Raw genomic sequence first — 13,906 nt, forward strand, 5'->3', positions numbered from 1 at the left:
GCCGGCCCTCGCCCCCGCGCTACTCTCCCCCTCGTCCGACGATCGACTGCAAGGGGCCGCGATGCGTGTCGCTCTGTTCCTGACCTGTGTCAACGACACGCTCTATCCGGACACCGGCCGCGCCGTGGTGAGGCTGCTCAGCCGGCTGGGCGTCGAGGTCGACTTCCCCACCGCCCAGACCTGCTGCGGCCAGGCGCACTACAACACCGGCTACCGGCACGAGGCGGAGCCGCTGGCCCGGCACTTCGCCGACGTGTTCGGTGACTACGACGCGATCGTGACGCCTTCGGGGTCGTGCGGGGCGATGGTGCGGGAGCTGTATCCGCGCATGGGTGAGCGGGCCCGGGCCGAGGGACGCGGGGACTCGCTCGCGGCCACCCTGGCACCGGTGGTGCCGAAGACGTACGAGCTGACGGAGTTCCTGGTGGACGTGCTGGGGGTGACGGACGTCGGCGCGTACTACCCGCATACCGTGACCTACCACCCGACCTGCCACGGGCTGCGCGGTCTGGGGCTGGGTGAGCGGCCCCGGAGGCTGCTCCGGGCCGTGAAGGATCTGGAGCTGGTCGAGCTGCCGGGTGCCGAGGAGTGCTGCGGGTTCGGCGGCACCTTCGCCGTGAAGAACGCCGACGTCTCCGCGGCGATGGGCGCGGACAAGGTGCGCAACGCCGAGTCGACCGGAGCCGACGTGCTGTGCGCGGCCGACAACTCCTGTCTGATGCACATCGGCGGGACGATGACCCGGCTGCGTACCGGTATGAGGCCGGTGCACATCGCGGAGATCCTGGCGAGCACGGAGGAGGAACCGGCCGCATGAGTGGCACGTTCGTAGGGATGCCGGCCTTCCCCAGGGCCGCGCACGATGCGGTGCGGGACAAGACCCTGCGGGGCAATCTGCGGCACGCCACGCACACCATCCGGGCCAAGCGGGCGAACGCCGTCGCCGAGCTCTGCGACTGGGCGGCACTGCGCGAGGCCGGCAAACGGATCAAGGACCACACCCTCCGTCACCTCGACCGGTACCTGGAGCAGGTGGAGGAGTCGGTCACGGCCGCGGGCGGCGTCGTGCACTGGGCCGCCGACGCCGACGAGGCCAACCGGATCATCACCGGCCTGGTCAAGGCCACCGGCGAGACGGAGGTCGTCAAGGTCAAGTCGATGGCGACGCAGGAGATCGGGCTCAACGAGGCGCTCGAGGCGGAGGGAATCGCCGCCTACGAGACCGATCTCGCCGAGCTGATCGTGCAGTTGGGCAAGGACCGGCCCTCGCACATCCTGGTACCGGCGATCCACCGCAACCGCGGGGAGATCCGGGAGGTCTTCGCCCGCGAGATGGGCGAATGGGGCCGCCCGGCCCCCGAGGGCCTGACGGACACTCCCGCCGATCTGGCGGAGGCGGCCCGGCTGCACCTGCGGGAGAAGTTCCTGCGTGCCAAGGTGGGCATCTCCGGTGCCAACTTCGTGGTCGCCGAGACCGGCACACTGGTCGTCGTGGAGTCCGAGGGGAACGGCCGGATGTGCCTGACCCTGCCCGAGACGCTGATCTCGGTCGTCGGCATCGAGAAGGTCGTGCCGACCTGGCAGGACCTGGAGGTGTTCCTCCAGACCCTCCCCCGCTCCTCGACGGCCGAGCGCATGAACCCGTACACCTCGACCTGGACCGGTACCACCGACGGGGACGGGCCGAGCACCTTCCACCTCGTGCTGCTGGACAACGGCCGCACCGACACCCTCGCCGACAGGATCGGCCGGCAGGCGCTGCGCTGCATCCGCTGCTCGGCCTGCCTGAACGTCTGCCCGGTGTACGAGCGGGCCGGCGGCCACGCATACGGCTCGGTCTACCCGGGGCCGATCGGCGCCATCCTCAGCCCCCAGCTCCGGGGCACCGGCAGTGAGATCGACGCCTCCCTGCCGTACGCGTCCTCACTGTGCGGCGCCTGCTACGAGGTGTGCCCGGTCGCCATCGACATCCCCGAGGTGCTGGTGCACCTGCGGGAGCGGGTGGTCCAGGGCGGGCCGGCCGTCCGGCACGGCAACAAGGTCGTGCTGAGACCGGCGAAGGGGCACGCCGCCGAGCGTGCGGCGATGCGGGCGGCGCGGTGGGCGCTCACCCACCCAGGCGCCCTGCGCGCCGGGCAGCGGCTGGCATCGCGCACGCGCCGCCTCCATCCGCGAGCCCTGCCCGGACCCGGCCGGGCGTGGACCGACACCCGGACGCTTCCACAACTGCCCGCGGAGCCGTTCCGGGACTGGTGGCAGCGGACCGGTGGCGGAAAGGACAGGGGCAAGTGAGCAGCAGGGAAAGGGTCCTGGGCCGGGTGCGGCGCGCCCTGGCGGACGCGGAACGCGACGACAGGACCTACGAGCAGGCCGTGCCGAGGGAGTACCTGCGCGAGCACGGGGCGGGCGATGTCGGGCGGACGGTGGAACTGCTCGCCGAGAACCTGGCGGACTACCGGGCGCTCGTGCACCGCACAACACCGGAGGAACTGCCTTATCTCATCATGCGGTTGCTCGCCGAACGTGGCTCGCGTTCCGTGGTCGTGCCGCCCGGCCTGCCGCCGGAGTGGCTGTCGGCCGCCGATGCCACCCGTGTCCACGATCGGGCCGCGAGCACACCCCACGAACTCGACCGGGTCGACAGCGTGGTCACCGGTTGCGCCGTCGCGATCGCCGAGACGGGCACGATCGTGCTGGACGGCTCGCCCGACCAGGGCCGCCGCCGCATCACGCTGGTGCCCGACCACCACATCTGTGTCGTCCGCGTCCCGGAGCAGGTGGTCTCCTCAGTCCCGCAGGGCCTCGAACGCCTCGACCCGACCCGTCCGCTGACGTGGATCTCCGGTCCGTCGGCGACCAGTGACATCGAGCTGAACCGGGTCGAGGGGGTGCACGGTCCGCGCACCCTGGAGGTGGTGCTGGTGGGCGGTCAGCCCAGCGGCGAGTCACCCGTAGCGGTGTGAGGGAAGCCGGTGGCTCGCGGTGCCGGTCGTGAAGCCGAGGGGCTTCACCTGGGCCTGCCGGCCGACGCGGACGGCGTTCGCACCGATACGGTTGGCGAAGGGGCGCATTGCCGTTGCGGTGACCATGTCCGGGTTGCGACGCGCAGTGCGAGGAGGTCGGGGTGGGGCGGAAAGGTCGTCACCCCACCAACCGACGACGCCCGCTCGCGCAGGTCGACCTGACCTCGTGTGCGCAGACCGCACCCGCCTACGTCTCGGCTCGAGACCGCATCCCCGCGGTCTGCCGCCTCGGCCGGCCGGACACATCACGCTCGGGCGGATGTCCTGCCGGAGCATCTACGCATCTGCCAGTGCCGCCAGCACGGCGGGCAGGACGCCGTGACCTCTGACAGCCGCCGGATGCGCACCTCATAGCCGCGAAATGCCTCCGCCCGTATCATCGCTGCTCCATACGTCCGGGCAGGCAGATACTTCTTGAGTGTGGGGACTACCGCCGGGACCTCCATACCGTCAGCGAGGAAAAGCACGATGTCCGAAAGCTCCGTCACCGCCACCGAGCTGACGTCGCAGTACATCCGTCAGGTAGCCGACGACCTCGAGCGCAACGCCGAGGAGCAGGAACGCGTATCGACGCAAATCACCTCTCTGCAGCAGCAGTTGGCCGCCTTGCAACATGACCACAAGGTGCTGACCAGCATGCGGCAGGCGCTCGGGGCACCGGCCGAAGGCACCGGCGCGGTGCCCGCACCCAGTGCCCCCGTCCTACCTTCCCCCCGGGAGAGGGCGACTGCCGCAGCCGGCACGCCTCGGCAGGGCAAGGGGGGCGTGACGGCACCGTCCGACACCGCGAAGCGGTCACCCAAGAAGGCTGCAGCCGGTAAGCCGGCCGCCAAGGCGGCGCGGCCCACCCTGATCACCCTCGTCGGCCGGCACCTGGCCGACCAGACCGAGCCACGCTCGGCGGCCGAGATCGCTGCCGCCCTCGGCCAGGGGCACCCCGACCGGGACATCCGGACGACAGTTGTGCGCACCACTCTGGAGAACCTTGTGGCGCGAAGCCAGGCCCAGCGCACCAAGCAGGGCAACTCCGTCTTCTACACGGCGGGCCCCAGCACAGCGGAGCCGGTGGCGGACCGCAAGACCCAGGCACAGCCCGGAGCTGTCGACTGACACGCGGCGGGCGCAACGCTCCTGCGGGCGGCTTCGCCCGCTGATGACGCACGCGCTGACCGGACCTGCTCGGCTCTCGCCGAGGTGCGCATCGGTGGCTTCCCGGTCCGAACCCCGTGCAGCCGGCGCTGCGGCACGGTCAGCGGAAGGGGGCTCCAGGGGATCGGAGCGCGACTATGCACGGTGTAGTTACTCTGCCACGCTGAGCGCATCCACTGCGCTGCGCGCCATCCCTCGGCGCGCGGGCGGACCTGGAAGGAGCGGCCAGTGAGTGGCGCATCGCCGACGGGAGACGGAGCCCCTCCACCGAGACCCCCTCATCCCCCGACACCGTTACCGGCCCCCCTTCCGCCTCCGGATCCCGACGGCACGCCAGACCCCGGTGCCGGGGGCCGGCGGTTGGGCGAGGTGGCGGCCCTGGTCTCCGCGATCACGGCTGTCCTGGGTCTCCTGCTGGGTTTCTTAGGGCTGCCTACCGTGGTCAACTCGCCCACGGCCAGGACCGTGACAGCGACCGAAACCGTCCGCGCGACGGCCACGGTAACGATCACCTCTTCCCCGGTGGGTACCGCGGGCGTCGAGCCGGGAGACGAGAAGACCCGACCGCGACCGTCAGGCGGAGTGGCCCTCACCGACCTGACTCGGCTGGGGCCCGACCCAGCAAGGCTCGGCCCCGCGACCATGGCCACGAAGCAGTACGAAGACGCGATACTTATCGATCACCCTTGCGTTTCGTCGTTGGACTACAGCCTCAACGAGCGATACAAGACCCTGACCCTGACCATCGGTCTGGACGATGCCTCCACCGCACCGTCGGCGAAAGTGACCATCTACGGTGACGGGGGGTCGCGGAAGTCCTTCGCAGTGGAGATCAACCGGCCCAGGCAGCTCACAGTGGACGTCTCCGGTGTGGTCCGACTCGGTATTCAGCCCGAGCTGTCGGCGGACGGCTTCTGCGACGACGAAGGAGTCCACCTCGTGGTGGCAGACGCGGTACTCCACACCTGATGCAGGCCCGGTCCGATGATCGCGGACCGGAGGCGTTCACTGCGGGATCACCCAGCCCGGCCTCCATGTCCCGGCCACGTCGTGGCCGGCCGTTGTGGCGGCGAGGTGGGCGCGGAGGGTGGCCAGCGCCGGGTGGGGGTTGTCGCGGTGCCAGAGGAGCGAGTGCGGGTAGACGGGCGTCGGGTCGGTCACCGGGATGCGGCGCAGCCCGTGGCCGGCGGGCCAGACGAGGCGGGTCTGCTCGCTCATGAAGGTGGCCAGGGCCGGGGTGTCGGCGACGGTGTCGAGGAGCGCGTCGGAGCCGAAGTTGGGGCCGGTCGCCTCGATGGCGAGGCCGAACTCGGCGACGAGGTCGTCGTAGTAAGCGGCCCACTCGGTGCCGGGGACGATGCCGGGCATCCAGATCCGGTGCCCGGCGAGCTGGGCGAGGGGCACCTCCCGGGCGCCCGCCAGCGCGTGGTCGGGGCCGGTGAGGAGCTGGAGCGGCTCGTCGAGAACCCGGACGGACTCGATGTCCTCGGGAAGGGGCCGGCCGGGCATGGCGACGGCGCGGAAGGAGGCGTCGATCGCACCGGACCGGATGGCGGCGACGGCCGTCTCGACGTCGTACAGCCACACCACATCGAGCTCGATCTCGGAGTACGCCCGGTGGAAATCGCGCATCAGGCCCGACGGCGCGCTCCGCGAGGCGATCACGTCGACGCGCAGCGGACGGCGGCCGGTACGCACGGATGTGACCGCGCGCTCGGCGACGCGCAGCAGCTCGCGCGCGTGGGGCAGGAACGCCTGCCCGTCGATCGTGAGCTCGGCGCCGCGCGGGGTGCGGGTGAACAACCGCACGCCGAGGTTGCGCTCCAGCACGGCGATGCGCCTGGAGACAGCCTGCTGGGTGATCGACAGGTCGGCGGCGGCTTTCTGGAACTGTCCCGCTTCCGCGACGGCGACGAAGGTACGTACGGCTTCGAGATCCACGCCGATCCACCTTAGTGAACAACGGATGGTTGTGGATCGCCGGCGGCGCAGTTGTTTGACCTGATGCTGAGCTGCTCGCTTAGCTCTCACCGGACAAGGACGGTTTGTTCGGGTGGGACATCGAGGGGCGCGGCTTGAGCATGGTGGGCAGGAGACGGTTGGGCCGCCGGTTCGGCTGGCTGTGGGCGGCATACGCGGTGAGCGCCTATGGGTCCGGGCTGGGGTTCGGCGCGCTCCCGCTGATCGCCGTGCTGGTGTTGCGTGCCGGCCCCGCTGATGTGTCCTCGCTGTCCGCAGTGGGGCCTGCGGTGGGCGCGCTGATCGCGGTGCCGCTCGCGCCGTGGGTGGAGTTTCGGCGCAAGCGCCGGGTCATGATCACGGCGGACCTGACCCGGTTCGCGGTCATGGCGACGATCCCGGTCGCCTACGCTTTCGGTCGGCTCAGCCTCCTCCAGCTGTTCGTGGTCTCGGCCGTGATGGCCGCAGCCAAGATCGCCTTCAACGCGGCCAGCGGTGCCTGCCTCAAGGGCTTGGTCCGGCCGGATGACCTGCTCGTGGCCAACGCCCGGCTGGAGTCCACCAACTGGAGCTCCATCGCGGTCGGGCCACCGCTGGGCGGCGCGGCGATCGGCCTGTTCGGGCCGGTCACCACCGTGGTGGCAGACGCGCTCAGCTACCTGTTGTCCGCGCTGGGCATCACCGCGATTCGCGGGCAGGAGGAAGCGCCGCGGACAACCGGCAGAAGTCCGGTCCGGGCGGGAGCGTTGCTCGACGGCTGGCGACACATCATGGGCGCTCCCGGTTTGCGGGCGCTCTACCTCAACAACATGCTCGTCGCCGGTCTGATCATGGCCACCGAGCCATTGCTGGCCGTGCTCCTGCTTCGTCGGCTCGGGTTCCCACCCTGGCAGTACGGCCTCGCCTTCGCAGCCCCCTGTGTCGGCGGACTCATCGGCTCCCGGCTGGCCCGCCGTGTCGTGGCCCGCTACGGCCGGCACAAGGTCTTCCGCACCGTCGGCACCCTGCGCGCCATCTGGCTGATCGGCCTGGCCTTCGTCCGTCCCGGCGTCGTCGGCCTCGTCACCGTGATCGCCGTCGAGCTGGCGATCATCATCAACATGAGCCTGTACACCCCGGTGCTCGCCACCTACCGGCTCGAACACACCCCCGAGCATCTCGTCGCCCGCACCCTGTCGGCCTGGTCGATCGGCCAGCAGGCGTCCATCGCCGTCTTCACCGCGCTCGGCGGGCTGCTCGCCGATGTCACCAGCCCACGCACCGCTCTCACGGTCGCGGGACTGCTCATCCTGGCCACGCCGCTTCTTCTCCCCCGACGCGACCAGACGTCGCTGCACGAGCCGGAACTGTCCCGCAGCCACGCATGACGCACCGCAACTCGCCGCTGTAGCCGGCAGGCCTGCCGGGCGGTCGGCCGGCCCGGCGAGCACAGGCGCGCACCAGGCCCAGCGTGACCAGGTCACTTCCATGGCAGGCCGGGCGCAGTACCGCGTCCCGCGCCGGCCGGTCGCGCCCACGACGGTCTCGGTGTGCCGCGCCGGCCGCGCCGGCCATCCCCATCAGCCGCACTGCGGTCCCGACGGCACGGCTTCGGCGGTAGCCGTCCGGCCTGCGTGGACGGCGGAGGTGTTGCGGTGCCGCATGAGCCACCGGCCGACCTGCACGCCCAGCTGTCGCAGTGCCGTGAGCGGGCGGGAGCGCTCTTTTACCGGAGCCGTCGGGATCTGTCGAGCCCCGAAATGGAGGGACGTGACCCGCCTCGGGCGGCAGGGCCTACTTGAGATGTGAGTTCACGCAGTACAGGTGACTCCCCCGAAATGCCGGGACCGTCCGGCACTCCCTGTTCCTCTTGTCTCGCAGAAGGAGATCCCCATGAATCGCACCTCTTGCAAGCAGCGTCTCGTGATGCTTGGCGTCACGACCGCCCTGGGCGTAGGCGGCGCGCTGCTGCCTACCGGGGCGTTCGCCGCCCCTGCGACGCACCACACCGAGGTCGTAAGCGCGACGACAGCTGCCCACAGCGACCACCACAAGGGTGATCACGACAAGGGTGGATTCGACGGTAAGAACAAAAAGAACAAGAAGAACAAGAAGAACAAGAAGAGCAAGAAGGGTGGCAGGGCTCATGACATAGAGAACATGCCCGGCTGCAAGTACGTCAGCAAGAAGGTGTACTGCGAGTTCAAGCCGGGCGAGCCCAAGCCCGGTGAGCCCAAGCCCGGTGAGCCCAAGCCCGGTGAGCCCAAGCCCGGTGAGCCCAAGCCCGGTGAGCCCAAGCCCGGTGAGCCCAAGCCGGGTGGCGAGTTCAAGGACCCGCAAAGCGGCGCGGACACCCGCGGCATGACGCCCTCCAACGGCTGAGTGTCGCAAGCAGCTTCGCTGCCTGGCGTCCGCGGACGGGCGCCGATGGAGACCGGAGCCCGTCCGAGGCCCCTGGCACGCTGCCCGGACGGGCCACCGCCTCCAGGCGACGGCCGGCGGACCACCTCTGCGCCGTGTGGAGCGACCGGGCCGCCAACGCCCAGGACTCCGAGTCCGCACAGCCGGGATGTGTCTCCTGTCGGATAGACGGGTATGGCACAGCGGCACGGTGGCCGACGTCGGGCCTCGGCCGGAGGTGCTGTGCGGCCCGCCGGTCGAGACCCCCGTTCGAGGCGGCGGCCGGCGCGGCCCGGCAGCCGGCGGCGGCATGCGGAAGGACCTGGCCGGCGGCTGCCCGAGGCGGGGCACGGGCCGGGCGGGGCCGGCGCGTGTGCGAAGCGGACCGGAACGGCGGGGATCACGGTGCGCGACACCGGCCCGTCGGGTTCCAGAGGACGCAGAGTCCGCGTGGGCCTCTTCTGGCTCACGCTCGCCAGCCGGCGTTGCGGTTCGGTGGACCGCTGTGGCCCGTCGGCGAGCACGTTGACGGCGAGGCTGACCCACTTGTCGGAGATGCGGTCCAGCAGTTGGCGGGCAGGGCCTTCGGCGAGGTAGGTGTCGTAGGTGATGCTCGCCTCGGCCGAGCGCGGCCGGAGGTGCGCCGGAGGTGGCCTGACGCCTTGTCACACTTGAGGTGTGACTCGCTCAATCGCCTGATCGCCACGGCCGTTTGACGCGGGTGGTGCGAGACTCGGCTCTCATGAAGCCCAGTGATCCCAAGGACGACCTGCACCGCTACCTCAAAGCAGCCCGGGAAGCCATCATGTGGAAGTTGGACGGACTGTCCGAGTACGACGTCCGCCGCCCCCTGACGCCGACCGGCACCAACCTCCTCGGCCTCGTCAAGCACCTGGCCTGTGTCGAGTTCGGGTACTTCGGCCCGACCTTCGGCCGCCCACACAACGAGTCCCTCCCCTGGCACGAGGACGACTCCGAGCCCAACGCGGACATGTGGGCACCCGCCGACGAGTCGCGCGAGGACATTCTCAGCCTCTATCACCGCGCCTGGGCGCACGCGGATGGGACGATCGAGGCGCTGCCGCTCGACGCGTCGGGCCACGTCGCGTGGTGGGGCGACAAGGGTGACGTGACGCTTCAGCGGGTCATGCTGCACATGACCGCCGAGACGAACCGTCACGCCGGCCACGCCGACATCGTCCGCGAGCTGATCGACGGCAGGGTCGGGATGCGGGAGACCAACAGCAACATGGACGGCGGTGACGAGGCCTGGTACCAGGAGTACTGGAACAGGCTGGAGGTGTCCGCCAAGGAGGCCCAGGCCAAGGCGGGCTGAACGGAGTCGGTCCGGGAGGCGGGGGCTTGCCCTGGTGGCTCGCCCTGGTGCCTGCCTCCCCACGCCGTCGCAGGAGGGTGTCGCCCGTACTTCACGCCGCACGAACCGGCCTGGCCCGCTGCACGAGGGACGTGGCGGCCCTCCCCCACTCGGGATACGCGAAGGCGAACCCGGCCGCGCGCAACCGTCCTGGCACCACCCGACGGCTCTTGAGCAGCAGCTCCGTGTCCGAGCGGAGCGCGAACGCCCCCAGCTCGGCCATCCAGCGCGTTGCCGGCAGCCCCACCGGGACGCACCAGGCCGTGCGCAGCGCCCGCATGAAGTCACGGTGCGGAAGGGGGCCGGGCGAGGCGAGGTTGACCGGCCCGGTGAGATCGTCCCGGGCGATCAGGAACTCCACCGCTCGCACGAAGTCCTCGTCATGGATCCAGGAGACGTACTGCGCGCCGCCGGCCACCGGACCGCCCAGCCCCAGTCGCGCCAGCCGCGACAGTACGTCGAACACCCCGCCCCGATCCGGGCTCATGACCATCGCGGAGCGCAGCGCCACCTTACGGGTCGCGGGAGTCGGCGCCTCGGCCTGCGCCCGCTCCCAGTTCTCCGCGATCTGGACGCTGTACGCCCAGTAGTCCGGCACCCCGGCCTCCGTGCCGCCGATCACCCCGGTCGCCTCGTCGTTCGCCGCGTCGAAGCGGTGGGCGTAGACCGTCGCCGTACTCATCTGCAGCCAGACGCGCGGCGGCGGCGATCGCCTCGCCGACCACCCGTGCGGAATCCACCCGGGAGTCCATCATGGCCCGCAGGTTCTCGGTGGTGTAACGGCAGGAGACGCTGCGCCCGGCCAGGTTGATCACGACATCGCTGCCGTCGAACGCCGCGGCCCAGCGGCCGGGCGTGGCCCCGTCCCAGCCTATGTCGTGCGCTCGCGCGGGACGCCGGGTCACCACCGTGACCTCGTGGCCGGCCGCCGTCAGCGCACGGTCGAGAATCGTGCCCACCTGTCCGGTTCCCCCGGGCAGCACTACCTTCATCGAACCCCCCTCGGCTTCGCTGGGCAGCAGCGTAACCCTTCTTTTTGAACGTGTTCAACTCAGGATTCCGGTGCGCGTCAGGGAAAGGCGGCCGACACAGCGGGGCGGACGGGCGTCCGCGTCGTCCACCGCGACCAGAACGGCACCGGGAGTCGACTCGTGGTCGTCCACCGCGGCTATGACCCCATCCGCCGCTGCCGCCGACGCCTCCGAGACGCAAGGCCCGGGCCGCACAAGAGCAGACCCGAACCCGATCCTGTGGGCCGTCCCCGCCACCGGCGAGATGCGGGCACAGCGACTGCCCGCACCGATGGAAGCAGCACACCCACGAGCAGGCTCTGAGAAGGCGCCGTCTGCGGTGCACCGGACCCCGAACGGGGCGCATGCGAGTGACTGGAGAATCCGCCTGGGATTCGAAGGTGTGTGGGCGGGCGGGTACGCCTTCGCTGGGTGAGACTGAAGGCGTGAGCATCAGTAGCGAGCGCCCGGTGAGCGCTGAGCAGATCTACGCAGCGCTGGCGGCTCTGGCGGCTGAACCGGAGGCAGAGCCGGGGAAGCGACCCGGGGGACCGCAAGAAGAAGATCGCCTGCATCTGCTGGGCAGTCTGCTGGCGAAGACGGAGCTCGAGATCACCGCCGCCACCCGTCTGACCGAGGAGGAGGAGGTCGAGGACGTCCTTGAGACGTTGCTCGGCTGGGGGGAACAGCTGGGAGCGGATCCCGGCCTGGCCGTCAACGTCCTGACGAACAGGCTGCAGCGCACCGCGCTACAGGTCTCCGAACCCGAGGCGGAAGAACTGCCACCCGGCCGGGAGGCGGCCTTCGCCGCCGTGATGACTGCGGTGTACGCGCTGAGCGCCCAGTGGCACGCGGAGCGCGGCGACACGGAGGGAACCCGGCGCGCTCTGAGCGGGGCGGAGGAAGCCCTCATCGACATCCTGCAAGGCATGCATGACCTGCGCGTCGCCATTGGAGACGCCTCTGCGCCGGAGGACGAAGGCGGCGGCTGACCGGCTCCGCGCCACACTGGGAGGCCTCCTTCGGCCCGGCCGCTTCAACGCTCCGGGAGTCGTCCCCCGCGGCGGGCTCACGGGCCCTCTGCCCGTGGCGCGGCGGATCCTGCCGGCACGCCGGCCCCGGACGCGACCGCCGATCCCCGCGGCGGCCCAGCCGGTCATTCGCATCGTCCGGCGCCGCGTCCACGGGCAGGAGACACGTGCGCCGCTGTTTCAGCGGGCCGGTGCCGGCAGGTGGAGACGGCCGTCTTGGACTTCGACGATCCGGTCGGCGGCGGTGAGGTGGGTGCGGTCGTGGGTGACCAGGACCGTGGCGGTGGCCTGTTGCTGGGTGAGGCGGGTGATCAGGTCGATGACGGCGGCGCCGCGATCGTGGTCGAGGGCGCTGGTGGGTTCGTCGACCAGGAGGACGGTGGGGTCGTTCATCAGGGCGCGGGCGATGTTGACGCGCTGGCGCTGGCCGCCGGAGAGCTGGTGGGGGCGGCGGTCGGCCTGGTCGGCCAGGCCGACCGAGTCGAGGAGTTCCATGGCGCGGTTCCGGGCGGCGCGGGGTTTGCGGCCGTCGATCCGGGTCATGACCTGGAGCTGTTCGGCGGCGGTGAGGGAGGGCAGCAGGTTGGGCTGCTGGAAGACGATGCCGATCTTGTGGCGGCGAAGGGCGGTGAGTTCGCCGCGGGGCAGGCCGGTGGTGCGGGTGCCGTCGATGGTGACGGTGCCGGCGTCGGGGGTGACGAGGGTGGCGGCGACGGCGAGGAGGCTGGACTTGCCGGAGCCGGATGGGCCGACCACGGCGGTCAGGCTGCCCCCCGGAACGTCCAGGCTGACCTGGTCCAGCGCGGTCAGACGCGTGTCGCCGTCAGGGTAGGTGAGGGTGATGTCGGCCAGTCGCAGGCTCATCGGGTGCTCCCCAGCGCGGTCAGCGGGTCGACGGAGGTGATGCGGCGGATGGACAAGGCGGCTCCGAGGGCGCCCAGGAGGATCGTCACGGCGGCCGGGAGGAGGACAGTGGCGGGTGTCAGGAGGAACGGCACGGCCGAGCCGGCCAGGAGGGCGCCCAGGGCGGCGGCGATGCCGGTGCCGGTCAGGGTGCCGCCGGCGAGCAGGACGACGGCCTGGCCGAGGGCGTCCTTGAGAAGGCCGGCGGTGGAGGCGCCGAGCGCTTTCAGGACGGCGACGTCGCCGCTGCGCTGGATGGTCCACACGGTGAAGAAGGCCCCGATGACGAGTGCGGAGATGGCGAACAGGAAGCCGCGCATCAGCTGCAGGGAGCCGTTCTCGGAGGTGTAGGAGCCGATCGCGGACAGTGAGTCCTCGGTGGAGACCGTCCGTGTGCCGGCCTGCTGGTCGGTGGCCGCCACGTCGGCCGCGGAGGTGGTGTTCAGGGCGATGACGGTCGCGGTGGGGCCGTCGTCGGTGGTGGTGGGCGGCGCGGTCTTCCGCCAGACGTCGAGGCTGGTCCAGATGACCGGGGTGTGGCTGAAGTGGGCGTCCCCCTGCACGGCGGCCACCTTCAGCTCCTGACCGGCCAGGGAGAGGGAGTCCCCGGGCTGCACGCCGAGGCTGTCGGCGGCGGTGGTGGACAGCACCACTGCGCTCCCTCTGATCCTGCTGCTGTCCGGGGCGAGGCGGGAGCCGGGCCGGACGCCGAAGGCCGACACTCCGGTGCTCCTGTCGCCGGCGGTGGCCCTGGTCGTGGTGATGCCCAGGGGTTCGGCGCTTTCGACGCCGGCCGCCTCGGCCCACTGCTGCCACTGCCGGCGGGTGACGGTGGAGGTGGAGAACGACGGGTCCTGACTGCCGCTGGGAGCCTGGAACACGACCTTGTCGGCGGGCAGTCCGGTGATCGCGGAGGTGTTCTGCCGGCCCAGTCCGGCCGTCAGCCCGGACAACAGCCCCACCAGCAGGGTGATCAACACGATGACGGTCCCCATCAGGGCGAAGCGCCCCTTGGCGAACTTCAGATCTCTCCAGGCGACAAACACGGCCTCGGCGTGTCCTTTCCGGCGGGGGAAG

Annotated in this window: 12 protein-coding genes and 2 pseudogenes; 9 read left to right on the plus strand and 5 right to left on the minus strand. The window is 70.9% G+C overall.

The window, feature by feature from the left end; all coding sequences use genetic code 11:
- The first annotated feature begins 61 nt into the window (after nt 1-61).
- From ACF1BE_RS33085 to ACF1BE_RS33105, 5 genes are all read left to right on the plus strand, one after another.
- Nucleotides 62-817, plus strand: coding sequence for a (Fe-S)-binding protein (locus tag ACF1BE_RS33085; RefSeq protein WP_392202689.1), 756 nt, complete (start codon nt 62-64; stop codon nt 815-817).
- Complete coding sequence (locus tag ACF1BE_RS33090) at nt 814-2,292, plus strand: LutB/LldF family L-lactate oxidation iron-sulfur protein (RefSeq protein WP_392202690.1); 1,479 nt, start codon at nt 814-816, stop codon at nt 2,290-2,292. Before ACF1BE_RS33085 ends, ACF1BE_RS33090 begins: the two co-directional genes overlap by 4 nt.
- Nucleotides 2,289-2,963: a lactate utilization protein C gene (locus ACF1BE_RS33095; protein WP_392202691.1), complete on the plus strand. Its 675-nt coding sequence runs from the start codon at nt 2,289-2,291 to the stop codon at nt 2,961-2,963. The genes ACF1BE_RS33090 and ACF1BE_RS33095 overlap by 4 nt, the downstream gene beginning before the upstream one ends.
- A gap of 528 nt (nt 2,964-3,491) precedes the next feature.
- Complete coding sequence (locus ACF1BE_RS33100) at nt 3,492-4,133, plus strand: hypothetical protein (protein WP_392202692.1); 642 nt, start codon at nt 3,492-3,494, stop codon at nt 4,131-4,133.
- Nucleotides 4,134-4,637: 504 nt separating this feature from the next.
- Nucleotides 4,638-5,141: an NPCBM/NEW2 domain-containing protein gene (locus tag ACF1BE_RS33105; protein ID WP_392202693.1), complete on the plus strand. Its 504-nt coding sequence runs from the start codon at nt 4,638-4,640 to the stop codon at nt 5,139-5,141.
- A gap of 36 nt (nt 5,142-5,177) precedes the next feature.
- Here the strand turns inward: ACF1BE_RS33105 and ACF1BE_RS33110 are convergent, their stop codons facing one another.
- On the minus strand, nt 5,178-6,113 hold the full coding sequence (locus tag ACF1BE_RS33110; protein WP_392202694.1) for a LysR family transcriptional regulator: 936 nt from the start codon (nt 6,111-6,113) through the stop codon (nt 5,178-5,180).
- Nucleotides 6,114-6,253: 140 nt separating this feature from the next.
- Here ACF1BE_RS33110 and ACF1BE_RS33115 point away from each other — a divergent pair, with 140 nt between their 5' ends.
- Together ACF1BE_RS33115 and ACF1BE_RS33120 are read left to right on the plus strand one after the other, a co-directional pair.
- Nucleotides 6,254-7,498, plus strand: coding sequence for an MFS transporter (locus ACF1BE_RS33115; protein WP_392202695.1), 1,245 nt, complete (start codon nt 6,254-6,256; stop codon nt 7,496-7,498).
- A gap of 505 nt (nt 7,499-8,003) precedes the next feature.
- Nucleotides 8,004-8,492 carry a hypothetical protein gene (locus tag ACF1BE_RS33120; RefSeq protein WP_392202696.1) on the plus strand — a complete coding sequence of 163 codons (489 nt, stop codon included), beginning with the start codon at nt 8,004-8,006 and terminating at the stop codon, nt 8,490-8,492.
- A 407-nt stretch (nt 8,493-8,899) separates the two neighbouring features.
- On the opposite strand, the pseudogene ACF1BE_RS33125 reads toward ACF1BE_RS33120, so the two are convergent.
- Nucleotides 8,900-9,121 (minus strand): annotated as a pseudogene (locus ACF1BE_RS33125) (winged helix-turn-helix transcriptional regulator); the annotation flags it as partial.
- A gap of 131 nt (nt 9,122-9,252) precedes the next feature.
- Between ACF1BE_RS33125 and ACF1BE_RS33130 the strand changes: the two are divergent.
- Nucleotides 9,253-9,846 (plus strand): DinB family protein, encoded by a 594-nt coding sequence (locus ACF1BE_RS33130; protein WP_392202697.1) that lies wholly within the window; start codon nt 9,253-9,255, stop codon nt 9,844-9,846.
- 91 nt (nt 9,847-9,937) lie between these two features.
- Here ACF1BE_RS33130 and ACF1BE_RS33135 read toward each other — a convergent pair.
- Nucleotides 9,938-10,877: pseudogene (locus ACF1BE_RS33135) on the minus strand (epimerase).
- A gap of 464 nt (nt 10,878-11,341) precedes the next feature.
- Here ACF1BE_RS33135 and ACF1BE_RS33140 point away from each other — a divergent pair.
- Nucleotides 11,342-11,887 carry a hypothetical protein gene (locus tag ACF1BE_RS33140; RefSeq protein WP_392202698.1) on the plus strand — a complete coding sequence of 182 codons (546 nt, stop codon included), beginning with the start codon at nt 11,342-11,344 and terminating at the stop codon, nt 11,885-11,887.
- A gap of 219 nt (nt 11,888-12,106) precedes the next feature.
- Here ACF1BE_RS33140 and ACF1BE_RS33145 read toward each other — a convergent pair whose 3' ends face one another.
- Complete coding sequence (locus ACF1BE_RS33145; protein ID WP_392202699.1) at nt 12,107-12,790, minus strand: ABC transporter ATP-binding protein; 684 nt, start codon at nt 12,788-12,790, stop codon at nt 12,107-12,109.
- A complete protein-coding gene (locus ACF1BE_RS33150) occupies nt 12,787-13,875 on the minus strand; it encodes an ABC transporter permease (RefSeq protein ID WP_392202700.1) in 1,089 nt (362 codons plus the stop codon). The genes ACF1BE_RS33145 and ACF1BE_RS33150 overlap by 4 nt, the downstream gene beginning before the upstream one ends.
- Between the last annotated feature and the right edge of the window lie 31 nt (nt 13,876-13,906).

Origin of the sequence: Streptomyces sp. NPDC014991, from assembly GCF_043080665.1 — a bacterium.
Lineage (GTDB): Bacteria > Actinomycetota > Actinomycetes > Streptomycetales > Streptomycetaceae > Streptomyces.

What these genes read in the sequence shown, in the direction of transcription:
- ACF1BE_RS33130 (WP_392202697.1), top strand. Translation starts at nt 9,253, where the DNA reads ATGAAGCCCAGTGATCCCAAGGACGACCTGCACCGCTACCTCAAAGCA.
- ACF1BE_RS33120 (WP_392202696.1), top strand. Translation starts at nt 8,004, where the DNA reads ATGAATCGCACCTCTTGCAAGCAGCGTCTCGTGATGCTTGGCGTCACG.
- ACF1BE_RS33115 (WP_392202695.1), top strand. Translation starts at nt 6,254, where the DNA reads ATGGTGGGCAGGAGACGGTTGGGCCGCCGGTTCGGCTGGCTGTGGGCG.
- ACF1BE_RS33145 (WP_392202699.1), bottom strand. Translation starts at nt 12,790, where the DNA reads ATGAGCCTGCGACTGGCCGACATCACCCTCACCTACCCTGACGGCGAC.
- ACF1BE_RS33090 (WP_392202690.1), top strand. Translation starts at nt 814, where the DNA reads ATGAGTGGCACGTTCGTAGGGATGCCGGCCTTCCCCAGGGCCGCGCAC.
- ACF1BE_RS33085 (WP_392202689.1), top strand. Translation starts at nt 62, where the DNA reads ATGCGTGTCGCTCTGTTCCTGACCTGTGTCAACGACACGCTCTATCCG.
- ACF1BE_RS33100 (WP_392202692.1), top strand. Translation starts at nt 3,492, where the DNA reads ATGTCCGAAAGCTCCGTCACCGCCACCGAGCTGACGTCGCAGTACATC.